Consider the following 23578-nt stretch of genomic DNA (forward strand, 5'->3'; position numbering starts at 1 on the left):
CCGACCAAGAGGGCAAGTAAACGCCGCCATGAGAGATACGACCCCTAGTCACTTTAGCGCTTCATAGAAACGCTATTGGAAGCTGCGCCCACTGCAAGGGGGCGAACTTTCTCCATTGTTGGTCGCCAACCCGTGTCCTCAACGTCGAACCTAGGGAGCTTGTTGATTTCGGCATCTACCACAGACGGTGCCCAATCGCCGTAACCCTCGCGGGCGTCGGTCTGAGATCTACTACCCATCATGTAATCACGGGCCTCCTTGTCCATCTTGCAGATGCGAGTCAGGGAGGTGAACGTATGACGAAATGCGTGGTTCGGGCGGTTTTGTGGGGCTATAATTCCAACCTCCTCCGTAATCCAAGCTGCCACTCGATCCGCGCTGTCCTTTGATCGGTGGTTCGTCTGCGCGCGCAAATCGGTACCCTCGGGGTAGGGGGTATAGAATGCAGGACCGTCGCCGATTTCCCTGAACATCTCCACCAGCCCTAACTCAACTAGGTGTTTATGAATGCCGACAGTCCAGGCGTTTTTCCCCTTGGTGCTGCCATCTTCGGGCGTGACGAGCATGTAGGTGACGTCACCTTCAACACGAAGGCTGCGCCCTTGGAACTGCGTAACCTCGCTTACCCGCATACCGGTGTATGCGCATATCCATGGAACCCAAAAGATCGCTCGCTGGTAAGGAACCGCAATATCCTTGGATGTGCCCTGAAATGTGGCCTGGAGAATGGTACGGGCCTCATCGATAGTATAACCTTTTGGGCGATTGCTGCTCGGTGCGTCCCGTTCGTCGCGGATGCCACCCGCCACGCTAACGGCCAGGTCAAATTCTTTGACTCCATGATTGAGAGCGACCTTCAAACTGGTGAGGTACTGGTCATTGATGGTCTTCCTGGCCAAGCCGCGCTCAATTAGAGCGTCTCGCCATCCCCGCACATCGGTCTTCGTAATCTTCTTTGCGTCGTCGTGACCGGTGAACTTCACGAAGTCACGAAGGCAGCGGCGGTACTTGTCGAACGTGTCTGCACGCTGGGACTGGGTCTTCTGCTTGTGGTCGATGAGTGCGAACAGAGAAAGTTTGGAACTGCCACGGGAGGTTTGCTTAGCTACGCCAATGCTTGGATACTTGTCGCCCCTGGTGTCTGAGCTGAAGTTGCCAGTCGACCGCTTGAGCAACAATTCGGCCGCGTCTCGCAACGCCCGCTCAAACTGCTCCAGTAGCTTGCGCCTAGTGCTGTCCGTCACTCTCACCTTTTGGTGCATGAGGGTGGCATCAACAAACCCACCAAAGCGACTCTCCATCGCCTGGAGGTACCGCTGTTCTTCTGTGCCAATGAAAGGGTAGGGTGTCTCGCCGTTGAACGCCCTGAAGTTCTCTTCAATGACCCGTGACCAGATTTCCGGATCACCTGGATCATCCTCCAGCCTTTGGAAGGCTCGGAACGCCTCGCCAGCCAAGGCAACGATCTCTTTTAGCGTCAGGTCCTTCGGGGCGGCCTGAAGCATCGCCCACACGGCCTGGAACTGCCCGAGTGCTTCGGTGGCACGAATCCTAGCTTCTATTGGGCTTTTGGTGCCCAATGAGACCTTGATGAAATCGCCTAGCTTCAGCCGAGAATTGACCCCAGCAATCGTCACCTCCACAACTTGGCCCTTTGCGATAGGCAAAATCTTAGAAGGGACTCGCTGGCGCAGCCAGTAAACGCCGGTGCTAGGGTGCTTCGTCGGACTAGGCATAGAAAGACTCACGTGTACCACCTCTGTGTACCAACAGCGGCGGCAGAACCTTCAACAAAATCAATTATATGAACCCGATCAACGGGTTAAAATGGTGCTGCCGGACAGGATTGAACTGTCGGCCTCCCCCTTACCAAGGGGGTGCTCTACCACTGAGCTACGGCAGCATCTGGAGCGTTGTCAGAAAAAGTGGTGGCCACTTTTTCGGTTCGACAGCGCGACCACTATATTTGTTGCGCGGCAAAGGTGCCCGGCGCGACGGGGGCTCCTTTGCCATAGGGTCTGGCTCGACGCAAGGCCAAAAAACCACTATCACCCGCTCTGGGCCAACACACAAAATCCCCTCGCACCGATGAGCAAATCCGAACAAGCCGCCCAGCGCGACCAAAGATTGGCCGCAAAGCTCCGCGAGAACCTCAAGCGCCGGAAGGGACAGGCCAAGGCACGCGCCGAATCTGAAGCGCAAGCCCCCCATCCCCAGCCGGCCCCCGAAACGGTCACGGTCAAGAAACCGTAAACCATTTTCGGGCGACTATCCTCCCCGGTGTGCTAAGGCATACCAGCGCTGAGTGCGGCGAGTCTGGCTTACGTGGCAACTAGGACTTGGCCTACCTCCATTTCCAGGTAGAAGACCCCAACAGGGGTCGCCATATAGGACAAGACTGATGGACCGTATCCGTTTGATCGGTGGCAACGAACTCAATGGCGAGATCCCGATTTCGGGCGCCAAGAATGCCGCCCTCCCGCTCATGATCGCCTCGCTGCTGACCGATGAACCGCTGGTGCTGCAGAACGTGCCGCGCCTGGCCGACGTCAAGCTGCTCGAGCGTATCCTCGAGAACCATGGCGTCGACATCGCCGTGCATGGCCGTCGCCGCGGCGAGCAGGAAAGCGTGGGCCAGACCATGACCTTCCACGCCGCCGACATCGTCGACACCACGGCGCCCTACGACCTCGTCTCCAAGATGCGTGCCAGCTTCTGGGTCATTGGACCGCTGCTGGCTCGCTGCCACGAGGCTCGCGTCTCGCTTCCGGGCGGTTGCGCCATCGGCACGCGGCCGGTCGATTTCTTCATCTACGGTCTGGAGCAGCTTGGCGCCAGCATCGAGATCGATGAGGGCTATGTGGTGGCAAAGGCGCCCAAGGGCGGCCTGATCGGCGGCCTCGTGCATCTGCCGAAGGTGTCGGTGGGCGCGACCCACACCATCATGATGGCAGCCACCCTGGCGCGTGGCGTTACCACGATCGAGAACGCGGCCATGGAGCCCGAGATCGACAACGTCGCCAATTGCCTGATCGCCATGGGTGCCAAGATCTCCGGCGTCGGTACCCGCACGATCACCATCGAAGGCGTCGAAAAGCTGCACGGCGCTACCATTGACGTCATTCCCGACCGCATCGAGACCGGCACGTTCGCAATGGCCGTGGCGATGACCGGTGGCAATGTCCTGCTCAGCGGCGCACGTGCCGAGCACTTGCAGTCGGCGCTCGACATCCTCGGTCAGGTTGGGGCGACCATCACCAATGAGGTCAACGGCATCCGCGTCCAACGCAACGGCAACGGTCTGCAAGCGATCGATGCCGAGATCGACCCATTCCCCGGCTTCCCAACCGACCTTCAGGCGCAGTTCATGGCCCTGATGACCCGCGCCGATGGCGTTTCGCATATCCGCGAGACCATCTTCGAGAACCGCTACATGCATGTGGCCGAACTTGCTCGCTTCGGCGCCGATATCAAGGTCGATGGCCAGGTTGCCACGGTCACCGGCGTCCCCCAGCTCAAGGGTGCCCAGGTGATGGCCACCGATCTGCGCGCCTCGGTGTCGCTGGTCATCGCCGGCCTCGCCGCCAAGGGCGAAACCGTGGTCAACCGCATCTATCACCTCGATCGCGGCTTCGAACGCCTCGAAGACAAGCTCAGCCGCTGCGGCGCCGAGATCGAGCGCATCGCGGGTTAGTTATCGATGGCGTCTTGGTGACCCAGGACGACCGTAGATCGACGCCCCGCTTTCCGGGCCGACCCGCCACCCCCTCCCACCCTCCCCCTTGAAGGGGGAGGGGCCGTCCTGTGGGTTGAACTGGATCGCGCCAAACGAGTTGAGGGACACCTCCCCCTGGATGGGGGAGGTAGTGCAGCTAGGCCCATAGGGCCGTAGCGAAACTAGGTGGGGGTGGGGCCACACACTCGAAGCCCCAACTTATCCATCTTTTCCCCACCCCCAAAAACGCCCGTACACTCCCCGCATCACCCCACACGGCGGCCTGCAGGCGAACAGTGGTGGGGTGAGCCGGGTGGGGATTTTGCCTTCTCCCACAGGTTCGCGTTTCGACCGTGAGAGGCTATTGACCTCCCGCCGCCGGAAACGTTCCAAAAACCGGCACCCCGAGACGGCTTCCGTCTCACTATTTAACTTTACCAGAGGCGAAAGCCGTCTCGGGGTCCGCCCTCGCTGATGCGACTATCCGATAGCCGCGACCCAGGCGGCGTTTCCGCTCGCCATTTTTCCACCCCCGCATTGCCCCCATGCCGCCAAACTTGTAGATCGGAGGCGGGGTGACCAGATAGGGTCGTCCCCAATCCAAAGGCCGACCAGATATGACCGACCTGAAGCTTCTCGCGCTCGACACCGAAGACCTCGAAGTCATCTCCACCCATGTGCAGGACGCTGTCGTGCGCGTCGCCGACATGGGTTATGCGCGCGGCGACCGCCGCTTTGCGCTGCTGATGAACCGTTTCGACTGGGAATCGGGCAAGGGCCGCCGCGACAAGGGCATCCGCAAGCGGGCAGCCCTCCATTTCGACGCCGTGCAGTCCGTCGTCACCAATGGCTTCGATCCGACTTCCCCCGAAGGTGTGCTCGAACTGCTCGCCATCACTTTTGCCACTATCGATGGCCCGGCCGGCATTGTCGAACTGAGCTTTGCCGGCGGCGGCACCGTGCGTCTCGGGGTCGAATGCCTCGAAGCCCGCCTCTCCGATCTCGGCGCCACCTGGGCCGCCGCGGCCAAACCCGCCCACGCCCTCGACTAAGGACTTCTGATGCCCATTCGCCTCGATAGCGCCGATGCCGATTTCGAGCAGCAGTTCCAGAGCCTGCTGTCGGGCAAGCGCGAATCCAGCCAGGACGTCAACGACACCGTTGCAGCCATCATCGCCGATGTCCGCGCCCGCGGCGACGACGCCGTGGTCGAACTGACCAACAAGTTCGACAGGGCCGGCGTCAGCGCCGATACGCTGCAGATCACCGAGGCCGAAATTTCCGCCGCCGCAGACCGAGTCACCCCGGAGGTCCGCGCCGCTCTGCAATTCGCGCATGATCGCATTCGCGCCCATCACCAAAAGCAGAAGCCGGTCGATCAGGTCTATACCGATCATCTCGGCGTCACCCTCGGCTCACGCTGGACGCCGGTCGATGCCGCCGGCATCTATGTCCCCGGCGGCCTCGCCTCCTATCCGTCCTCAGTTCTGATGAACGCGGTGCCCGCCAAGGTGGCCGGCGTCGAGCGCATCGCCATGGTCGTGCCGACGCCCAATGGCCAGATCGCTGCCGCCATCCTGCTCGCGGCCCAGATTGCAGGCGTCACCGAGATTTACCGCATCGGCGGTGCTCAAGCTGTCGCGGCCCTGGCCTATGGCACCGCGACCATTCCCAGGGTCGACAAGGTCATCGGCCCCGGCAACGCCTATGTCGCAGCTGCCAAGCGCCAGGTCTTCGGCCAGGTCGGGATCGACATGATCGCCGGCCCATCTGAAGTCCTGGTCATCGCCGATGGCTCCGCCAACCCCGCCTGGATCGCCGCCGATCTCATCGCCCAGGCCGAGCATGGCGGCGGCGCCCAGTCGATACTCATCACCACCGAATACGGCGTGGCCGATGCCGTCGAGGCCGAGGTCGATCGCCAGCTCTCCCTGCTCCCCAAGGAGAACATCGCGCGCGACGGCTGGAACGAATTCGGCGCCGTCATCACCGTCGCCTCCCTGACCGAAGCGGCTACCCTGGCCAACCGCATCGCCTCCGAGCATGTCGAACTGGCGATCGACGATCCGCAGTCCCTGGTCTCCGCCATCCGCCATGCCGGCGCGATCTTTCTCGGTCACCACACGCCGGAGGCCATTGGCGATTATGTCGGCGGCTCCAACCACGTGCTGCCCACCGCCCGCACCGCCCGCTTCGCCTCGGGCCTGGGCGTGCTCGATTTCATGAAGCGCACCTCGATCCTGGGTTGCGATCCGTCCTCGCTGTCGGCCCTTGCCGAAGCGGCTGTCATCCTCTCGGAAGTCGAGGCCCTCGATGGCCACGGCCGTTCCATTTCCATAAGGCTCAATCGTTGAGCATCTCGATGGGGACAGAGGCCAAGGCGGCCAACACCGATCGACTGGTCACCGTTACGCTCGACCCCAATACCATCACCTCGATCAATCCTGACGAGGTGCATGAATGGCGCATCGCCATCTACGACCTGCTCGAGGACAACAGCTTCCGCCCGGCCCGCGTCAAGGCCACCGGGCCTTATGCGCTCCACATGTCCATCGTCGGCAATTCGATCGTGCTCGATGTGCGCAATCCCGAGACCTTCCAGCCCATCGCCGCGCACTACCTGTCGCTGACCCCATTCCGCCGCCTCATCCGCGACTATTTCCGCATCCGCGACGCCTATTACGAGGCCATCCGCTCGGCCCAGCCGTTCCAGATCGAAACCGTCGATATGGCCCGCCGCGGCATGCACAACGAGGCGGCCGAACTGCTGCGCACCCGGCTGGACAACAAGATCATCATCGATCTCAACACTGCCCGGCGCCTCTTCACGCTCATCTGCGCCGTGCAGCCCTATGCCTCACGTATCGACGAGGCGACCAGCGAACTGCCCTCCGTCCTCTTCGTCTGCTCGATGAATTCGGTTCGCTCGCCCATCGCCGCTGCCCTTGCCCGCCAGGCCTTTCCCGGCCGCATCATCGCCCGCTCGGTCGGGGTCAATGGAGGCAAGGCCGATCAGTTTGTGCATGCTGTGATGGAAGAGATCGGCATTGATATGAGCGTCCATACGCCCCATATCCTCGATGAACTCGTCGCCAACCGGTTCGATCTCGTCATCACCCTCTCCGATGACGCGCCCGAAGCGGTCAGCCGCAAGGGCCTCGAGGCCGGTGCGGTCGAGCATTGGAAGACTCCTGATCCGTCCCTGGTCGAAGGCAATCGCGAGCTCGTCTTGAGCGCCTATCGCGAGCTGCGCGACAGTCTCAGGAAGAAGGTTCGGGCCCGTCTGGAACCACTGGTTTCCGGTGGTTCACAAATCCATTGAATTGAAGTAGGTTCCGCGCAATTTCCGACCCCTGGCGCGCCAATCCGAGCTGCGCGGGGTCTTTCTGGAGACAGTATGGCTAAGGAAGAAGTGCTCGAATTCCCGGGCGTGGTCGTCGAATTGCTTCCCAACGCGACCTTTCGGGTCAAGCTGGAGAACGAACATGAGATCATCGCCCACACCGCCGGTCGCATGCGCAAGAATCGCATCCGTGTCCTGGCTGGCGACAAGGTCCTGTGCGAAATGACGCCCTACGACCTGACCAAGGGTCGCATCACCTACCGCTTCAAGTGAACTGAGAAGCCCGCATGGCAAGCCGTCCGGATCTGATCCTGGCCTCCGCCTCGCCGCGCCGGCTCGCTCTGCTCAACCAGATCGGCATCGAGCCCGAGCATCTGGTGCCCGCTCATGTCGACGAGACCCCGGAAAAGGGCGAGCTGCCGCGCAAGCTGGCAACGCGCCTGGCCGATCTCAAGGCTCTGACGGCCCAACACAAGGCACGCTCGGCCGGCTTCGGCCAGGGCGCCATCGTGCTGGCCGCCGATACCGTCGTGGCCGTCGGCCGCCGCATCCTGCCCAAGGCCGAAACCATGGAGGAGGCGACCGAATGCCTTTCCATGCTCTCCGGCCGCGCCCACCGGGTCTATACCGCGCTGACGGTCCTCACGGCCTCCGGCGCCAAGCGCCAGCGCCTGGTCGAGACCCGCATTCGCTTCAAGCGCCTCTCCACCCGCGAGATGGAAGCCTATCTGGCCAGCGCCGAATGGCGCGACAAAGCCGGTGGCTACGCCATCCAGGGCATTGCCGGCGCCTTCGTGGTCAAGCTCTCCGGCTCCTATTCCGCCGTTGTAGGCCTGCCGCTGATGGAAACTGCCCAGTTGCTGGCGGGTGAGGGCTACCCGGTCCACTTCAACTGGCTCAACCAGTCGTCCGGCGTCTGATGCCTGCTGCAAAAAAGTGCCCCATCTGCAGCAAGCCGACAGTCGAAGCCTACAAGCCCTTCTGCTCCAAGCGTTGCGCCGATGTCGACCTCAACCGCTGGCTGACCGGCAGCTACGTCATCCCGGCCCGCGATGATGAGCCATCGGCGGAGAACGACGATTCTATCCCCGACCACAACGAAGACGATAATATCTAAGCCTTCACCTCTCCCTCTGGGGGAGAGGTCGGCGCGCAGCGCCGGGTGAGCGGGCCTTGTTGGTAGTCGTGGATCTTGCCGAAACGGTCGCCGATAGAAGGAGATGGGGCACTTTGGTGCCCACGCGCCAAACTCCTTTTCCACAAGCCCTTTTCCCGCTTGCACCCTCAAAACCCATCCCCTATAAGGCCGATGGCTTCAAGCCGGGCGGACCTCCCGCCCCGTTGCCCGGGTAGCTCAGTTGGTAGAGCAGCGGATTGAAAATCCGCGTGTCACTGGTTCGATTCCGGTCCCGGGCACCACTACTTTCCAAATCGTTCGCCCCCTGCGCGCCATAGTGCACGCGCGCTTACTCCGCCGCGCCCCGCTCCTTTGCCGCGCCCGAATGCTCCGCGTCGTCAGGAGCCTTTGGCAGGAAGCGGCGGGTGAAGGCGCTGAAGCTGTCGATGTAGGTCAGCAGCACTGGCACCACGACCAGGGTCAATGCTGTCGAGCTGATCAGACCGCCGATCACCGCATGCGCCATGGGCGCATTCTCGCCGCTGCCGGCATGGAGGTTCAATGCCAGCGGCAGCATGCCGAAGATCATGGCCAGCGTGGTCATGATGATCGGGCGGAACCGCGTTGCGCCGGCCTCGACCAGCGCCTCGTAGAGGTTCTGGCCGTCCCTGACGTGCTGATTGGCATTGTCGACCAGGAGAATGGCGTTCTTCACCACCAGGCCCATCAGCATGATGAAGCCGATGGCCGAGAACATGTTGAGCGTCGAGCCGCCAACCAGAAGTCCCACCATTACGCCGATCAGCGCCAGTGGCAGCGAGCCCATGATGGCGACCGGCTGCAGGAAGCTGCCGAACTGGCTGGCGAGAACCAGGTAGATGAAGATCACTGCCAGCAGCAAAGCCGAGCCCACCGCGCCCATCGTATCGGCGATCTGCTCCACATCACCGCCGAAGGACGTGCGATAGCCGGTTGGCAGGTTGAGACTGTCGACCGCCTGCTGCAGCTGCGGCGAGACAGTGCCCAACTCGACCCCTTCGAGATAAGCCTCGATGGTGACGCCGCGCTGCAGATCCTGCCGGTTGATCGTCGCCGGTCCGGTGCTTTCCACCACCTCGGCCACCTGGCTGAGCGTGATCATCTGGCTCGATCCGGTGGCGCCTGATTGGGCAATCGGCAGGTTGCCGATCGCGTCGACGTCATTACGCAAGGTCTCGGGCAGTCGCACAACGACCGAGTAGACCTGACCATTCTGGGCGGTCCAGTTGGCGACATCCTCGCCGCTGATCAGCGGCCCGAGCGTTGCGACGATCTGAGCCATCGAGACGCCCAGATTGTCGGCCAGGTCACTGTTGATCCGGATGCCGACAACCGCCTGCGCCTCGTCGAGGCTCGACGTAATGTTGATCAGGCCAGGTATGGCATTCAGCTTCGCCACCAACTCGTCGGACAGCCGATCGAGGACACTGAAGCTTTCGCCATAAAGCGTCACCGAGACCGGTGCCGACGACCCGCCCAGACCTGATGCCGAGGAGACCTGGAACTCCGCGCCCGGAATGGCTTCCAGCGCGCGGCGGATGCCGGGCATGAACGCCTGCGGCGTCACGCTGCGCAACGTCTTGTCGATCATGGTAACCGTCAGGGTGCCGCTATTGGCGCCCGACGCGGCAAGCCCGCCGCCAATTGTCGAATAGGTGCGCTCCACCTCTGGATAGGCGCGGATGATGTTCTCCGCCTGCCGCAGCTTGGCGGCCGTTGCTTCCTTGGACGAGCCGGCCGGCGTTTCCACCGATACGGTGAAGATGCCGTTGTCAGTGACTGGAATGAATTCGACGCCCACTCGCGGAAAAAGCGCGATCGCTCCGACAAAGGAGAGCAGGGCGATCAACAGCACGGTCTTGCGGAACTTGAGGCTCCAGCGGATCAGCCCGCGATAGCCATTGGTGATCCACTCGAACAGGCGATCGAACTGCTGCACCGCCCTGCCGATCGGGCCGCGCTTGGCCTTGGGGTTGGCTGCCGGGTCGTACCAGACGCTCGATAGCATTGGGTCGAGCGTGAAGGCGACAAACAGCGAGATCAGCACCGCCACCGACACGGTGACGCCGAACTGCAGGAAGAATCGCCCCATGATCCCGTCCATGAAGGCCACCGGCAGGAACACGGCGACGATGGACAGCGTCGTCGCCATCACCGCCAGCCCGATTTCGTTGGTGCCGTCGAACGCAGCCTGCCGGTGCGACTTGCCCATATGCAGGTGTCGCGTGATGTTCTCGCGCACCACGATAGCGTCGTCGATCAGGATGCCCACGGCCAGCGACAGTGCCAGCAGCGTCATCATGTTGAGGGTGAAGCCGAGAAAGTTGAGCGCGATCATCGCCCCGATGATCGAGATGGGCAGCGTGAGCCCGGTGATGACCGTCGAACGCCAGGAATTCAGGAACAGGAACACGATGACGACGGCGAGGAGCGCGCCTTCGATCAGCATATTCTGCACGGCGTGGAATGAGTTCTCCACCGGCTCGGCATTGTCGACAACGACCTGAATGTCGACGCCGCCGGGCAGTTCTCCGGCCTGCAGCTCGGCAATCGCCTCGCGGATGTTTTCTGCCACCCCAACCGTATTGGCGCCCTGGGTCTTGAGTACGTCGATCGCCAAAGCCCGTTCGCCGTTGAGAATGGCCAGGCTGCTCGCTTCGCCGGTGCCGTCGACGATGGTCGCGACATCGCGCAGGGTGACGGGTTGCCCGCCCTGGTTGCCGACCGTTACGTCGTAGAAATCCTGTTCATCCTCCAGGCGGCCTAGCACCTGGATGGATTGCACGATGCTGTCGCGGGTAATCGAGCCGGCAGCGAGGTCGCGATTGGCGGCCTGGAGCGCATTGACCACGGCATCCGGGCTGATGTTGAAGGCGGCCAAACGGTCGGGATCGATCTCGATGTTGAGTTGGCGCGGCACGCCGCCGACGACCGAGGCGCTGCCGACGCCGTCGATATTGGAGATGCGCGTCGCTATGAGGTCCTCGGTCAGCGCGGTCAGGTCGCGCGGCGACAGGGTGCTCGAGCTGACCGCCAGGGACAGCAGAGGCAGGTCGCTGGGGTCGAAGCGCAGGATGCGCGGATCGCCGGCGGCGTCGGGCAACACCGCGCGGATCGGGTCAATCTTGTCGCGGACCTCCTGCAGCTTTTCCTGCGAGCTGGCCTCGAGGTTGAAGATCATCAGCACCATGGCCTGGCCGGACTGGGCCGTGGACTGGACGGTGTCGAGCCCGGCAATGGTGTTGACGGCGTTCTCGATGGGCTCGACGATGTCCGCCTCGACTGCCTCGGGCGAGGCCCCCGGATAGCTGACCACCACCGCGACGACGGGGAAGTCCACGTCGGGCAGCTGCTCGATCGGCAGGCGCTGATAGGAATAGACGCCGAAGACCATGATCGCGACCATGATCATGGTCGCAAACACCGGATGGTTGACGCTGATGCGGGTGAGAAACATCGGTTAGCCCTCCACCAGCGTATAGGCTTCGCCGGGTTGCAGCTCATCGAGCGGGGCCGATACGACGACATCCCCCGCTGCAAGGCCGGTGACCTCGATCATGCTGCCGCGTGCCCATTCGCGGACGGTCTCGACCGCTTGTCGAACAAACACATCGCCGTCGAGCTTGAGCACAAATTGACCCTCCGCGTCCTCGCGCAGCGCTGCTGCCGGGACAGCCAGGGCGTCGGTCTGTTCGCTGACCGTGATCTGCCCCGTCGCGAACATGCCGCCGCGCAGGTGGTTCTCGGCATTTTGAAGGTCGATATAGATCGGCACGGTCCGCGTTCCGGCGAGGGCCACCGGGTTGACGCGGCTCACCGTTCCGGCAAATTCCTGCCCATCGAGACCGGTGACGGTCACAACCGCACTCTGCCCGGCGATCACCCTGGCGCTGGAATTGACCGAAGCCGCAGCCTCGAACTCCATCTTCCCAAGATTGACCACGGTAAAGAGCGCCGTTCCGGCCTGGATGGTCTGTCCGGGCTCGACCGAGCGCGATGATATGATGCCGGCCAATGGCGACTTCACAGTGGCATTGGCCAGCGCCAGTTCCGCAGTCTCGACCGCGCTATCGAGCGCATCGACTTGGGCTTGAAGCGCCGCCGCTGCCGAGCGCGCCTGTTCCAGCGTCGAGGGGCTGGCATTGCCCTGGACCGCCAGCTGTTCGGTGCGTTCGAGCTGTTGCTGGGAGGATTGAAGCTGCGCCCGGGTGGCATTGGCGGTGGCGCGCTGCTGATTGAGCTGCAGTTCCAGCGTCGCCCGGTCGATCTGGGCGAGCACATCACCCTCCCGAACCGTATCGCCCGGGCGGACCATCACCGCCATCACGCGACCGGAAGCCTGTGACGACACATCGGAACGCTGGCTCGGTATGAGCGTACCCGTAACCTTGACGGTTTCCCGCAGGGTGGTTGGCGCGATCGTCAAAGTTTCTGACTGGCGGATTTGCCTGATAATGGCGGTTTCCGCCTCTGCCGGCTGCTCAGTTGGCGCTGCGCTCGGCCGCAGGAAGACGAACGCCACCACGCCTGCGATGACCAGTGCCAGGACGATCCAGGGGCCGATGCGACGCTTCGGCTTCAGACCCTGCGCCACCCGCTCTGCATTGCGCTTTTCGCGCCGGCTCTGCGCCCAGTCAGGCTTTTCGTGTGCAGTGCTCATTTGGCGTCCTTTCGCATCGTCCCGCCCGTGCGGAGGGAATTGGCCCAATCGTCCAGAATTTCGGCCGACTTTTCGAAGAATTCCTGCATGCCGGCGGCCCGCTCAGCGGCCTTGGCATCCTCATCCCGCATCTCCACGACACAGGATTGTATGGTCCTGGCATGTCGCTTGAAGCGCCCGGCGATTTCTCCGATCACATCGACATAAGAGAGGTTGGACAGCTGGTAATAGTCCTGTCGGTCTCCCGCATGCGCCGTGAGCCTGATCGCGCCGCGTCGCGCCAGCTGACGCGCATTGGTGCTGACGCTGGCCCGGCTGACACCCAGGCGCTCGCTGATCTGGCTGAGGCTCAGCTCATGTCCAGCCACGACAAGCAGGCCCATTATCCGCCCGGAAATGCGAGAATCGCCGCCTTCCTGGGAGATCAGTCCGAATTCCTCGACGAACCGCTTGGTTGCAGACATGCTGGTATCCTTCTGTTCATTCAATACATACTGAATGAACAAGACGAAGTAAACTCGTCGAGTCGCCCCCTGACATGGGCTGTTCAATGAGCCGCCATTGTCACACAATGACTTGCCGCTCGGCTTGTCCGTCTGCCCTTATTGCGCTGAAAGCCCTTTTCCATGAACCAGATCGATCTTCACGGCCAGACCGCTGTCATTACGGGTGGGGCCCAGGGCCTAGGATTTGCCATGGCCAAGCGCTTGATCGAGAGCGGCGCCAAGGTCAGCCTATGGGACACCAATGCCGATATGCTGGCGCATGCGACGGCCGCGCTTGGCGCAGCCGCGTCCAGCCAGGTGGTCGATATTACCGACTATCCCGGACTCGTTGGCGCACATGCCCAGGTCGAAAAGCACATCGGCCCGGTCTCCATCCTGGTCAATTCGGCAGGCATTGCTGGCACCAATGCAAGCCTGGAAGACTATGACCCGGACGAGTGGCGCCGTGTCGTCGAGGTCAATCTCAACGGCACCTTCTATGTCAACAAGGCCGTCATAACGGGCATGAAGGCCCGCAATTACGGGCGCATCGTCAACATCTCCTCGGTTGCCGGCAAGGAGGGCAATCCCAACCTCTCGGCCTATTCCGCCGCCAAGGCCGGTGTCATCGGGCTCACCAAGTCGCTGGGCAAGGAGCTGGCCAAGTTCGACATCGCGGTCAACGCCATTACCCCGGCCACCGCCAAGACGCGCATCCTCGATACACTCACGCCCGAGTTCATCGAATACATGCTGGTCCGCATCCCCCGCGGTCGCTTCCTCGAGGTCGACGAAGCCGCCGCAATGGTGGCCTGGCTGGTCAGCAAGGACAACAGCTTCACCACCGCCAGCGTGTTCGATCTCTCGGGCGGGCGGACGACCTACTAGCGCCGGCACCATGCCGGCCCGAGCTGCGGAGGGGCTGCTCAACGACTTCTTAGCGCAATCGGTAAAATCCACCCCATCTTCAGAACGCCGATTTCATTTGGCTCCCGTATTGTCGCTGCAGGGTTCGAGGGGGTCCGAGATGGTTCTGGCCGATAGCGCGCTGCTGCTGCGTCTACAGACCGAGGTACTCGAGGCAGTCGCGTGTGGCGAGCCGCTTCTGGCGATTGCCGATATGCTGTGCCGCCGCGCCGAGGAACTGGCGCCCGATGCGATCTGTTCCATTCTCTCGGTCGATGCCGAAGGCGTGTTGCACCCGCTGGCGGCGCCAAGCCTGCCGCTTGCCTATTCCAGCGCTATTGAAGGTCTTTCCATTGGACCCTGTAGCGGATCATGCGGCACCGCCGCCTTCCGCAACGAACCGGTCATTGTCACCGATATCGCCACCGATCCGCTGTGGGACGACTACCGCGGCCTCGCTGGCCCGCTGGGCCTGTCTGCTTGCTGGTCCAGCCCCATCCAGTCGCGCGATGGCCGCGTCGTGGCGACCTTCGCCTTCTATTTCCGCACGCCGCGCGCCCCCAACGACCTTGAGCGAAGCATCGTGGCAACCTGTCTGCATCTGTGCGCCATTGCCATCGAGCATGAGCAGGTGCGCGAGCGAAACTACCGGCTCGCCTATTTCGATGCGCTGACCGGCCTGCCCAATCGCGGCCATTTCAACGAGTTGCTGACCAGGCATGTGGGTATGGAAGAACCCTTCGGCCTTCTGCTGGTCGATATCGACCACCTCAAGGTGGTCAACGATACGGTTGGCCATGTCTTTGGCGATCTCCTGATCCGCACCGTCGCCGAGCGTATTGCGGCCGCCGATCCATCGCTCCTCGCCTGTCGTCTCGGCGGCGATGAATTCGCCGTGCTGGTGACTGACTGCGCCAATGAGCGCACGCTCAAGAATGCCGCGACGCGCATGCTGGCTTCCGTACGCGGCCTCATCCAGGCCGGCGAGCAGACGCTCGATCCGCATATCACCATTGGCGGCGCCCTGTTCGGCCCCGACGGCATCGATGGCGCCTCGCTCAGCCAGAATGCCGATTTCGCGCTGTACCACGCCAAGGAAATCCGGCGCGGCGGCTATATCCGCTTCAGCCCCGGCCTGCGCACCTCAATGCTTGAGCGCGCCAGCATGGTGCGTAGCGTCGATTCTGCCTTGTCCGAACATCGCATGCTGGCCCACTACCAGCCCATCGTCCGGCTCGAGACTGCCGAGATCGTTGGGCTCGAAGCACTTGCCCGCATGCAGATGCCTGATGGTCGCATTGCCTCGGCTGGCGAGTTCCACGCCGCCCTGGCAGATCCGCGCATCGCCTGGCAGCTCACTGGGCAGATGCTGGATCAGGTGGCGTCGGACATCCGCAACTGGCTCGACATGGGGATGGACTTCCAGCATGTCGGCATCAACGTCACCACCGGTGATTTCCAGCGTGGCGATCTTGAGCACCGCATCGTCGACACGTTCGAGCGCGCCGGCGTGCCGCTGAAGCACATCATCCTCGAAGTCAACGAAGCCGTCTTTATGGGCGGCAGCGATCAGATGGTGCCGAAGGCTGTTGGTGCCCTCCGCAAGAGGGGCCTGCTGGTTGCACTCGACGATTTCGGCACCGGTTTTGCTTCGCTCACCCACCTGCTAAGTTTTCCGGTCGATGTGATCAAGATCGACAAGTCCTTCGTCGATCGCATCGGCACCGGCCATGCCAGCGACGTCGTCGTCGGCGCCATCATCGACATCGCCCGCAAGCTCGATATGAAGATCGTCGCCGAGGGCATCGAGACGGCGGAGCAGGCCGAAGCGCTGAGCAAGCTGGGTTGCACGCTCGGGCAGGGCTACCTCTTCGCCCGCCCTGGCTCGGTCGAGGACACGACGCGGCTCCTGTCCATGTTCGCCCAGAAGCCCACCCAACGGCCCGAGCCATCCCAACGCCTTATCGCCTGAGCGGGCGTTGCAATTCCGTGCGGGCCGGCGCAATCTCGACTCGAAATATCTGACCCGACCAAAGTCGATGGGTGCAAGCCCGTGCTGACAGGACGGTGACAGGCAGCCGCTCTATGGTCCCTGTCACGAACGCAACGACGTTCCGGATATGACATGGGAGGTTCTATGAACAAGCTGCTCTTGGCCGCGCTGATTTCTGGCGCAATGGCCGTCCCCGCTTTCGCTGCCGACTACTCCATCATGGCCCCTGCTGCCCCCGGCGGCGGCTGGGACCAGACTGCCCGCTCCATGCAGGAAGCCCTCCAGGCCGATGGCATTTCGGGCAATGTGCAGGTCACCAACGTTCCCGGCGCCGGTGGCACCATCGGCCTGGCTCAATTCGTCAACGAATCGACTGGCAATCCTGATGCCCTGATCGTCGGCGGCTATGTGATGGTCGGCGCCATCCTGACCAACGCTTCGCCCGTCACCCTCGACATGGTCACCCCGATCGCCCGCCTTACCGGCGAAGCCATCGCCATCGTCGTTCCTGCCGCTTCCGACATCCAGACGCTCGACGACCTCGTCGCTAAGCTCAAGGCTGAGCCTGGTGCTGTCGCCTGGGCCGGTGGTTCGGCCGGTGGCGCCGATCACATCACGGCTGGCCTCATCGCCAAGGCCGTCGGTGCCGATCCGACCGCCGTCAACTACATCGCCTATTCGGGCGGTGGTGAAGCTCTGGCTGCCGTGCTCGGTGGCCAGGTGACCGTCGGCATTTCCGGCTACAGCGAATTCGCTTCGCAGATCGAAGCCGGTGAACTGCGCATTCTCGCCGTCTCCACCGACACCCGCGTCCCCGGCGTCGAAGCCCCGACCCTGATGGAAGCCGGCGTCGATGTTGCCGTGCAGAACTGGCGCATGGTCGCCGCTGCCCCCGGCATCACCGACGAGCAGAAGGCCGCCATCAACGCCGACATCGAAAAGATGGTCAACTCGGCCGCCTGGAAGACCACGCTTGAGACCAAGGGTTGGGTCAATACCTACCTGGCCGGCGATGCCTTCACCGCCCAGCTTGCCGCCGATACCGAGGCGACCGCCGCCATCCTGAAAGAAATCGGGCTGGTGCAGTGAGCGCAGGCGAACCCAATCTCTCGCGCCGCCCCGATGGGGCGGCGCTTGCCATAGCGGCCATTCTCGCCGCCATCGCTGCGGTCATCATCTGGCAGACCAGCCAGATGCGCGTGCCCCCCATCCAGGCCCGCGTCGGCCCTACCGTCTTTCCCTATATCATCGCAGGTGGCCTGCTTTGCCTGTCGGTCGGCACCGTTGTATCGGCCCTGCGCAACGGTTTCCCGGCGCGCGACAAAGACGATTTGAAGCCGATCTTTTGGATCATCGGCGGCCTCGTCGCTCAACTGCTGCTGTTGACCACCGCCGGCTTCGCAGTGGCCACCGGCATTCTCTTTGCCTGTACTGCCAAGGCCTTCGGCCGTGGTCCGCTCTGGCAGACCATCCCGCTCGGCATCGTCTTTGCCTTCATCGTCTGGCTGATCTTCGCCAAGGGCTTGCAGCTGTCGCTGCCGTCGGGCCCGCTCGAACGCCTCATTCCCTGATCGGAAGCCGTCACCCATGGATACTTTCGGACTTCTCGGCCAGGGCCTGATCGCCGCGCTCCAGTGGCAGAACCTCATCTATGCGCTGATTGGCGTGACCCTGGGCACTGCCGTCGGCGTGCTGCCCGGCATCGGCCCGGCGCTGACGGTGGCACTGTTGCTGCCCGTCACCTACAAGCTCGACCCGGCCGGCTCACTGATCATGTTCGCCGGCATCTACTATGGCGGCATGTATGGCGGCTCGACCACGTCCATCCTGCTCAATACGCCGGGTGAATCCGCCTCGATCGTCACCGCGCTCGAGGGCAACAAGATGGCTCGCAAGGGCAGAGGCGGTCCCGCCCTTGCAACGGCGGCCATCGGCTCTTTCGTCGCCGGCTTGATCGCCACGCTGGCCTTGGCCTTCGTCGCGCCCTGGGTGGTAAAGCTCGCACTGGCCTTCGGCCCTGCCGAGTATTTTGCGCTGATGGTGCTGGCCTTCATTACCGTCTCCGCTGCCTTCGGCGATAGCGCCCTGCGCGGCCTCACCGCGCTCTTCATCGGCCTGGGCCTCGGCATTATCGGCATCGACATGCAGACCGGCCAGTCGCGCATCACCTTCGGCATCCCCGATCTGCTCGATGGCATCGAAGTGACCACGCTCGCCGTGGCCCTTTTCGCCATCGGCGAAACCCTCAAGATCGCCGCCGACCGCAATGCGGTGAAAGAGGAAGTCCTGGCCGTTAAAGGCTCGGTCTGGATGAATAAAGAGGACTGGAAGCGCAGCTGGATTCCGTGGCTGCGCGGGACCGCTATCGGTTTTCCCATCGGCGCTATGCCTGCGGGCGGTGCAGATGTCGCCAGCTTCCTGAGCTACAGCGCCGAAAAGACCTTCGCCAAAAAGCCCGAGGAATTCGGCCACGGCGCCATCGAGGGCGTCGCTGGTCCAGAGGCCGCCAACAATGCCTCGGCCGCGGGCACGCTTGTGCCACTTCTCACCCTCGGCCTACCGACCACGGCCACCGCCGCCATCATGCTGGCCGGCTTCCAGCAGTTCGGTCTGCAGCCTGGCCCATTGCTGTTCACCAACAATGCCAGCCTGGTCTGGGCGCTGATCGCCAGCCTGCTCGTCGCCAATTTCATGCTGATCGTGCTCAACCTGCCGCTGATCGGCCTGTGGGTGAAGCTGCTGACCATTCCAAAGCCTTGGCTCTATGGTGGCATCCTGGTCTTCGCCACCCTGGGCACGCTGGGTGCCAATGGCGCCATGTCCGGCCGTCTCGGCCCGTTCAGCTATTCCTTCGAGCTGATCTTGCTGCTGACTTTCGGCATCCTGGGCTACCTGCTCCGCCGCTTCGGCTATCCCATCGCCCCGGTGGTGGTCGGCCTTATCCTCGGCCCCATGGCCGAGCAACAGCTCCGACGAGCGCTGGCCATCAGCCAGGGCGACTGGACGGTGCTGTTCCACTCGCCCATCGCCATCACGCTCTATATCGTGGCGGCAGCTGCCGTGCTGGTCCCGCTCTACTTCCGCCTCCGCGGCAAGGGCGCCATGCTGGCTTCAATGGCCAGCGACGAGGACTGATGCCACGACCTCGTGGTTCGACAAGCTCACCATGAGGTCTACTGCAAATGGGACACAACAGTAGACCTCATCCTGAGCCTGTCGAAGGACGAGGTCGTGCCCCAATGTAGACAAAACAAAGGCCCGGACGCCATCACTGGCGTCCGGGCCTTCTCACATTCAATCGACGACTCGGCGCTGCGTACAGGGAGGGAAACGCGTCGCCATTACGTCGGACCAAAAAGTTCTCACTTTTTGGACGACTCCGACAGCCAAGGAATTGAGCGCGGCTTCGGCAAAGCCGAAGCATCTAGCGCTCTCCAGACTACTAGAGCTTACCGATCGAACGGAAAGCGCCAGGATCGATACCGAGGGCCTTGAGGTGCTTGGCCTTTGGAGCACGCCCACCCTCGACCGCGTTGGAGACGGCAGCAGCACTGCCGAACACTTCCACGAAGGTACCAAGGGTCGCCAAGAAAGACTTGCGCGGGTTGCTCATTTGCCAGTTCCTCTAAAGACCAGACCGAATTGCCGGGTCGCTTTCATGACTAGACAAATGGGCTCGATAGGCTGGTTGTGCTAGGGGCAAAACCACACGCCAGCTATGCGATTAGTGCGCATGTCGGTGTCAAATTCCTAGAAAACGCCCGAATTTCCCCTGTAAGCTAAGACCTTTGTCCTATCCATGCGTCATGGGCATGGACGGATGCCCTTTGGAGAAGGATCTCTGCCACGTCACGGCTTGGGCGAAACGATCTCTCCCCACGTATCCAGAAACCGCTTCCGCCGCTGCTGATCGAGCGACACCAGCAATGCCGGCCCCAGCGGGATCGGCTGAATCACACCCTTGCCCCGGGCCGCAATCGCCTCGCTCGTCCACTCGCCCTCGGCGCCAGTGACCACCGAGCCAAGCGCCGTCTGCCCGGCCGCGACAGCCTGTCCCGCCGGCGACAGCGCAAAATCGACGAAAGCCTTGCCCAGGTCAGGGTAGGGCGCATCCCTGGGGATCAGCATCGATCGCGTCAGCACCAGCACGTAATCGTCCGGCACCACGATCTCGATATTGGCTCCCGCTGCCTTGCGCGCAAACGCATACGAACCCAGCACATTATAGCCCAGCGCCAGCGACCCATCGGCTACCCCGTTGAGAATGGCCGGGCTAGACCCCGAGAACTGCGCATTGACCCGCCCGAACGCCGCCGCCAGGCGCCAGAAGTTCGACGAGATCACCTGGTCTTGCGCCGCCAGCAGATAGCCCACACCCGAAACCGCAATGTCATAGGTCGCGATCAACCCGCGAAACCGCTCGGTCTGCGTCTCCAACATCTCCGCCAGCCGCAGATGCGTGCGCGGCACCTCGTCGGCACTGATCCGATCCGGATTGTAGATGATGACAGCCGGTTCGAACGTGAAGCCGAACACTTCGTTGCGCCAGTGCGCCCAGTCCGGCAGTCCGCCGAGATGGGGGCTATCATAGGCCAGCGCATAGCCATCATTGGCGAGCTTGATTTGCAGGTCCGACGCTGAGCTGATCAGCAGGTCCGGCTTCGGCTCCATGTCACCGGCCAGGTAGCGCTGATAGAGCGGCAGAGAGTCCGTCTCCTCGTAGACAACGGTCACGTCCGGCCGGATCGCCTGGAACCCGGCTATGAACTGGGCGAACAGCGGCGTGTCCGTCACCCCGACAATGGTCAGCACCGTATTGCTGCTGCCATCCAAGGCCGGGTAGCTGGTCGATACCGCCCGCGCATCGTCGGTCCCCGCCACCAGCAGGCACACGACCAGCGCCGCCAGCGAGCCCAAGGCCTTGCGCAACTGCTCCACCTTCGGATTGCGCCCCACCGTCGGCAGGTCGATCTCCACCACCAGCCCCCCACCGGTCCTATCCTGTAGCCGCAACGCACCGCGATGCGCTTCCACCACCCGCTTGACGATGGACAGACCCAGCCCCGATCCCACCGCCGAACCGCTTGCCGCGCCGCGCTTGAAGCGCTCCAGCACCAGCGGCTTCTCGCTGTCGGTAATGCCGGGCCCGCGATCGCTCACTGCCAGCCGCATCATCCCGCCCTCGACACTGCCGCCGATTTCCACCGGCCCATCCGAATAGACCAGCGCATTGTCCACCACATTGCGCATCATCTCGCGCAACGCCACGCGATCCCCACGCACTTGCGCTTCGGCCACAGCCTCGGGCAGGTTCACCACCAGCCGTCCCGCCTGGTCTGGGTCGAGCCGCTGCCGCACTTCGTCCACCACTAGGCCGAACGCGGTCGTGTCGCTCTCCTGGTTTTCCAGCCGATGCGAGATCGTCGCTTCCATCAGCAATTGGCTGACCAACTGACTGGCCTGCACCGCGCCCTGATGGATTCGCCCCACCCGCGCCCGCAGCGCCGCTGGATCCTGTTCGTCCATCGCCACTTCGGCTTGCGCCCGCAGCGAGGCCAGCGGCGTCCGCACCTCATGCGCCGCCTCGGCCACCAACCCTGTCACCCGCTCCATCGCGCTGCCCAGCCGCGCCATGAAGGCATTGAGCCCGCTCACCAGGTGGCTGACCTCCACCGGCACCGGCACGTCCACCGGCGACAGATCGTCCGGCGCCCGCCCGCGCAGCTCCTGCTCCAACTGGTAGAGCGGGGCAAACATGCGGCCGATGCCAAACCACACCAGCGCCACCGCCAGCAGCGTCAGGGCAATCACCGGCACGATGGCATTGGAGAGGATTTCCCCCGCCAGCGCCTCGCGCTCGGTCTGAGTCTCGGCCACATGGATGGTCACCCAGTCGGCGTCGCCGCCCGACGACGTCAACCGCCCGACGCTCGCCACCCGCACCAGCTCGCCGCGATACATCGTATCGGCAAAAACCGGCCCCGCCGATATCAGCTCCGGCAGTTCCGCCGACAGGTCCTCATATCCCGTCACCGCTCGGCCGCTTGGGTCTTCGACGGCGTAGAACACCCGATCGCGCCCGGAAAACATGCCGAATGAGGCAAATGGCAGTTCGACAATGACGGTATCGTCCTCCACCTGCACCGCCCCGGCAATCGTCAGTGCCGACGCTGCCAGCAATCGGTCAAACGCCCGGTCTGCGGCCCTTTCGGCATAGTCCCGGATGAACACGATCAGGATTACCGCCGCCGCCAGCAGCAGGGCGAGCGCGAGCGCGACGATGCGTCGGCGAATGGAGAAGGATCTAGCCGCCATGCGGCGCCCGCACCACATAGCCGACGCCACGCACGGTGCCGATCTCGATATCCGCGGCTTCCAACTTCTTGCGCAGGCGGGAGATGTGCAATTCCAAGGCGTTGACCGATACCGCTTCGTCGAAATTGAACAGCTGGTTCATCAACCGCTCCTTGGGCACCACCCTTCCGACATGGGTGACGAGGATTTCCAGCAGCCGGAACTCGCGCCGTCCCAGCTCCAGCGACTTGCCGCCGATACTGGCATTGAGCCCCGCCAGGTCCATTTCGAGGTTGCCGACAGCAAGCATGCTGGAGGTCTGGCCGCCCGTGCGTCGGATCAGCGCCCGCAATCGCGCTTCGAGCTCGCGCAGGTCGAACGGCTTGACCAGATAGTCGTCGGCTCCAAGGTCGAGAAGGCTCACCTTGTCGTCGATTTCCGAACGGGCCGTGATGACCAGAATGGGCGCCGAAAACTTGCGCCGCCGCAATTCGGCGATCAAGCCGATGCCGTCGCGATTGGGCAGCATCAGGTCGAGCGCCACCGCATCGAAATCGTCGCCTTCGGCCGCCGACACCACATCATTGCCGTCGCGCACCCATTCCACCGAATGGCCGGCGCTGCGCAGGCGTTTCTCGATCGCCTCGCCCAGGTCTTCATTGTCTTCGACGAGCAGGATTCGCATCGGCGCCGGTTTCTCCCCGGTGCCACACTAAGGATTTGGTCTGCCCCTGTCTAAAGGAGAGTGGTCATCATTGCCGCGGCAATGGCGACAATGCCGAAAGCCGCGATGGTCGCAGCCAGCGCCATGGACTGTGCCCGCTGCACATGTCCCGCCGTTCGCGCTCTGCGCTTGATGTCGCTGATATCGCGCTGGTCGTGTGTATCAAGGTTGGCCATAAAACAGTCCCCTCAGCCTGCCGATCTCTCGGATCGGACATTCCTGGGCAGCCGCGCTTGCGCTGTTTCTCACCCGCAGGACGAAGGGTAATCCCGCACCCGTCCGCCACGAATGCGATCCTCGAA

At 62.9% G+C, this 23578-nt stretch carries 20 protein-coding genes and 2 tRNA genes; 13 read left to right on the plus strand and 9 right to left on the minus strand.

What is annotated here, in order from left to right; all coding sequences use genetic code 11:
• Positions 1–53: 53 nt before the first annotated feature.
• The gene (locus IM737_RS17155; protein ID WP_236896048.1) at positions 54–1748 is read right to left on the minus strand and encodes a DUF6538 domain-containing protein; all 1695 of its coding nucleotides are present in this window, start codon (positions 1746–1748) and stop codon (positions 54–56) included.
• A gap of 80 nt (positions 1749–1828) precedes the next feature.
• Positions 1829–1903, minus strand: a tRNA-Thr gene (locus IM737_RS17160).
• A gap of 498 nt (positions 1904–2401) precedes the next feature.
• Here IM737_RS17160 and murA point away from each other — a divergent pair.
• From murA to IM737_RS17205, 8 genes are all read left to right on the plus strand, one after another.
• Complete coding sequence (gene murA, locus IM737_RS17165; RefSeq protein ID WP_236896051.1) at positions 2402–3694, plus strand: UDP-N-acetylglucosamine 1-carboxyvinyltransferase; 1293 nt, start codon at positions 2402–2404, stop codon at positions 3692–3694.
• Positions 3695–4332: 638 nt separating this feature from the next.
• Entirely contained in the window at positions 4333–4767 is a 435-nt protein-coding gene (locus tag IM737_RS17170) for a DUF2948 family protein (protein WP_236896053.1), read from the plus strand.
• 9 nt (positions 4768–4776) lie between these two features.
• Complete coding sequence (gene hisD, locus IM737_RS17175; protein WP_236896056.1) at positions 4777–6069, plus strand: histidinol dehydrogenase; 1293 nt, start codon at positions 4777–4779, stop codon at positions 6067–6069.
• Positions 6066–7037 carry a UPF0262 family protein gene (locus IM737_RS21025; protein ID WP_336886209.1) on the plus strand — a complete coding sequence of 324 codons (972 nt, stop codon included), beginning with the start codon at positions 6066–6068 and terminating at the stop codon, positions 7035–7037. The genes hisD and IM737_RS21025 overlap by 4 nt, the downstream gene beginning before the upstream one ends.
• Before the next feature lie 75 nt (positions 7038–7112).
• Entirely contained in the window at positions 7113–7331 is a 219-nt protein-coding gene (gene infA, locus IM737_RS17190; RefSeq protein WP_046138947.1) for a translation initiation factor IF-1, read from the plus strand.
• A gap of 14 nt (positions 7332–7345) precedes the next feature.
• The gene (locus IM737_RS17195) at positions 7346–7978 is read left to right on the plus strand and encodes a Maf family nucleotide pyrophosphatase (RefSeq protein WP_236896058.1); all 633 of its coding nucleotides are present in this window, start codon (positions 7346–7348) and stop codon (positions 7976–7978) included.
• On the plus strand, positions 7978–8175 hold the full coding sequence (gene yacG / locus IM737_RS17200) for a DNA gyrase inhibitor YacG (protein WP_236896060.1): 198 nt from the start codon (positions 7978–7980) through the stop codon (positions 8173–8175). Before IM737_RS17195 ends, yacG begins: the two co-directional genes overlap by 1 nt.
• A gap of 226 nt (positions 8176–8401) precedes the next feature.
• Positions 8402–8477: transfer RNA gene (locus IM737_RS17205), tRNA-Phe, on the plus strand.
• A gap of 47 nt (positions 8478–8524) precedes the next feature.
• Here IM737_RS17205 and IM737_RS17210 read toward each other — a convergent pair.
• Genes IM737_RS17210 through IM737_RS17220 form a run of 3 tightly spaced genes read right to left on the minus strand, consistent with a single transcriptional unit; the run spans position 8525 to position 13338 of the window.
• A complete protein-coding gene (locus IM737_RS17210; RefSeq protein WP_236896063.1) occupies positions 8525–11671 on the minus strand; it encodes an efflux RND transporter permease subunit in 3147 nt (1048 codons plus the stop codon).
• Between the two features lie 3 nt (positions 11672–11674).
• Positions 11675–12874, minus strand: coding sequence for an efflux RND transporter periplasmic adaptor subunit (locus IM737_RS17215; protein ID WP_236896065.1), 1200 nt, complete (start codon positions 12872–12874; stop codon positions 11675–11677).
• Positions 12871–13338, minus strand: a complete 468-nt coding sequence (locus IM737_RS17220) for a GbsR/MarR family transcriptional regulator (protein ID WP_236896067.1) — start codon at positions 13336–13338, stop codon at positions 12871–12873. Before IM737_RS17220 ends, IM737_RS17215 begins: the two co-directional genes overlap by 4 nt.
• Before the next feature lie 162 nt (positions 13339–13500).
• On the opposite strand from IM737_RS17220, the gene IM737_RS17225 reads away from it, so the two are divergent.
• The 5 genes from IM737_RS17225 to IM737_RS17245 all read left to right on the plus strand — a co-directional run bounded on the left by IM737_RS17225 (position 13501) and on the right by IM737_RS17245 (position 19393).
• The gene (locus IM737_RS17225) at positions 13501–14247 is read left to right on the plus strand and encodes an SDR family NAD(P)-dependent oxidoreductase (RefSeq protein WP_236896070.1); all 747 of its coding nucleotides are present in this window, start codon (positions 13501–13503) and stop codon (positions 14245–14247) included.
• A 139-nt stretch (positions 14248–14386) separates the two neighbouring features.
• Positions 14387–16237, plus strand: a complete 1851-nt coding sequence (locus IM737_RS17230; protein ID WP_236896073.1) for a putative bifunctional diguanylate cyclase/phosphodiesterase — start codon at positions 14387–14389, stop codon at positions 16235–16237.
• Positions 16238–16402: 165 nt separating this feature from the next.
• Positions 16403–17347 (plus strand): Bug family tripartite tricarboxylate transporter substrate binding protein, encoded by a 945-nt coding sequence (locus tag IM737_RS17235; RefSeq protein ID WP_236896074.1) that lies wholly within the window; start codon positions 16403–16405, stop codon positions 17345–17347.
• Positions 17344–17829 carry a tripartite tricarboxylate transporter TctB family protein gene (locus IM737_RS17240; protein WP_236896076.1) on the plus strand — a complete coding sequence of 162 codons (486 nt, stop codon included), beginning with the start codon at positions 17344–17346 and terminating at the stop codon, positions 17827–17829. Before IM737_RS17235 ends, IM737_RS17240 begins: the two co-directional genes overlap by 4 nt.
• A 16-nt stretch (positions 17830–17845) precedes the next feature.
• Positions 17846–19393 carry a tripartite tricarboxylate transporter permease gene (locus IM737_RS17245; RefSeq protein ID WP_236896089.1) on the plus strand — a complete coding sequence of 516 codons (1548 nt, stop codon included), beginning with the start codon at positions 17846–17848 and terminating at the stop codon, positions 19391–19393.
• Between the two features lie 307 nt (positions 19394–19700).
• On the opposite strand, the gene IM737_RS17250 is transcribed toward IM737_RS17245, so the two are convergent.
• The 4 genes from IM737_RS17250 to IM737_RS17265 form a co-directional block, all read right to left on the minus strand.
• Positions 19701–19871 (minus strand): hypothetical protein, encoded by a 171-nt coding sequence (locus IM737_RS17250; protein WP_236896091.1) that lies wholly within the window; start codon positions 19869–19871, stop codon positions 19701–19703.
• Between the two features lie 236 nt (positions 19872–20107).
• Positions 20108–22573 carry a sensor histidine kinase gene (locus IM737_RS17255; protein WP_236896094.1) on the minus strand — a complete coding sequence of 822 codons (2466 nt, stop codon included), beginning with the start codon at positions 22571–22573 and terminating at the stop codon, positions 20108–20110.
• Positions 22563–23237, minus strand: coding sequence for a response regulator transcription factor (locus IM737_RS17260; RefSeq protein WP_236896095.1), 675 nt, complete (start codon positions 23235–23237; stop codon positions 22563–22565). The genes IM737_RS17255 and IM737_RS17260 overlap by 11 nt, the downstream gene beginning before the upstream one ends.
• 50 nt (positions 23238–23287) lie before the next feature.
• Complete coding sequence (locus IM737_RS17265) at positions 23288–23452, minus strand: hypothetical protein (protein WP_236896097.1); 165 nt, start codon at positions 23450–23452, stop codon at positions 23288–23290.
• Between the last annotated feature and the right edge of the window lie 126 nt (positions 23453–23578).

This window comes from Devosia sp. SL43, assembly GCF_021729885.1.
GTDB lineage: Bacteria > Pseudomonadota > Alphaproteobacteria > Rhizobiales > Devosiaceae > Devosia.

What these genes read in the sequence shown, in the direction of transcription:
- IM737_RS17215 (WP_236896065.1), bottom strand. Translation starts at nt 12,874, where the DNA reads ATGAGCACTGCACACGAAAAGCCTGACTGGGCGCAGAGCCGGCGCGAA.
- hisD (WP_236896056.1), top strand. Translation starts at nt 4,777, where the DNA reads ATGCCCATTCGCCTCGATAGCGCCGATGCCGATTTCGAGCAGCAGTTC.
- IM737_RS17195 (WP_236896058.1), top strand. Translation starts at nt 7,346, where the DNA reads ATGGCAAGCCGTCCGGATCTGATCCTGGCCTCCGCCTCGCCGCGCCGG.
- IM737_RS17250 (WP_236896091.1), bottom strand. Translation starts at nt 19,871, where the DNA reads ATGAGCAACCCGCGCAAGTCTTTCTTGGCGACCCTTGGTACCTTCGTG.
- IM737_RS17265 (WP_236896097.1), bottom strand. Translation starts at nt 23,452, where the DNA reads ATGGCCAACCTTGATACACACGACCAGCGCGATATCAGCGACATCAAG.
- IM737_RS17225 (WP_236896070.1), top strand. Translation starts at nt 13,501, where the DNA reads ATGAACCAGATCGATCTTCACGGCCAGACCGCTGTCATTACGGGTGGG.
- IM737_RS17210 (WP_236896063.1), bottom strand. Translation starts at nt 11,671, where the DNA reads ATGTTTCTCACCCGCATCAGCGTCAACCATCCGGTGTTTGCGACCATG.
- IM737_RS17260 (WP_236896095.1), bottom strand. Translation starts at nt 23,237, where the DNA reads ATGCGAATCCTGCTCGTCGAAGACAATGAAGACCTGGGCGAGGCGATC.
- infA (WP_046138947.1), top strand. Translation starts at nt 7,113, where the DNA reads ATGGCTAAGGAAGAAGTGCTCGAATTCCCGGGCGTGGTCGTCGAATTG.
- IM737_RS17255 (WP_236896094.1), bottom strand. Translation starts at nt 22,573, where the DNA reads ATGGCGGCTAGATCCTTCTCCATTCGCCGACGCATCGTCGCGCTCGCG.
- IM737_RS17235 (WP_236896074.1), top strand. Translation starts at nt 16,403, where the DNA reads ATGAACAAGCTGCTCTTGGCCGCGCTGATTTCTGGCGCAATGGCCGTC.
- IM737_RS17230 (WP_236896073.1), top strand. Translation starts at nt 14,387, where the DNA reads ATGGTTCTGGCCGATAGCGCGCTGCTGCTGCGTCTACAGACCGAGGTA.
- murA (WP_236896051.1), top strand. Translation starts at nt 2,402, where the DNA reads ATGGACCGTATCCGTTTGATCGGTGGCAACGAACTCAATGGCGAGATC.
- IM737_RS17245 (WP_236896089.1), top strand. Translation starts at nt 17,846, where the DNA reads ATGGATACTTTCGGACTTCTCGGCCAGGGCCTGATCGCCGCGCTCCAG.
- yacG (WP_236896060.1), top strand. Translation starts at nt 7,978, where the DNA reads ATGCCTGCTGCAAAAAAGTGCCCCATCTGCAGCAAGCCGACAGTCGAA.
- IM737_RS17170 (WP_236896053.1), top strand. Translation starts at nt 4,333, where the DNA reads ATGACCGACCTGAAGCTTCTCGCGCTCGACACCGAAGACCTCGAAGTC.
- IM737_RS17220 (WP_236896067.1), bottom strand. Translation starts at nt 13,338, where the DNA reads ATGTCTGCAACCAAGCGGTTCGTCGAGGAATTCGGACTGATCTCCCAG.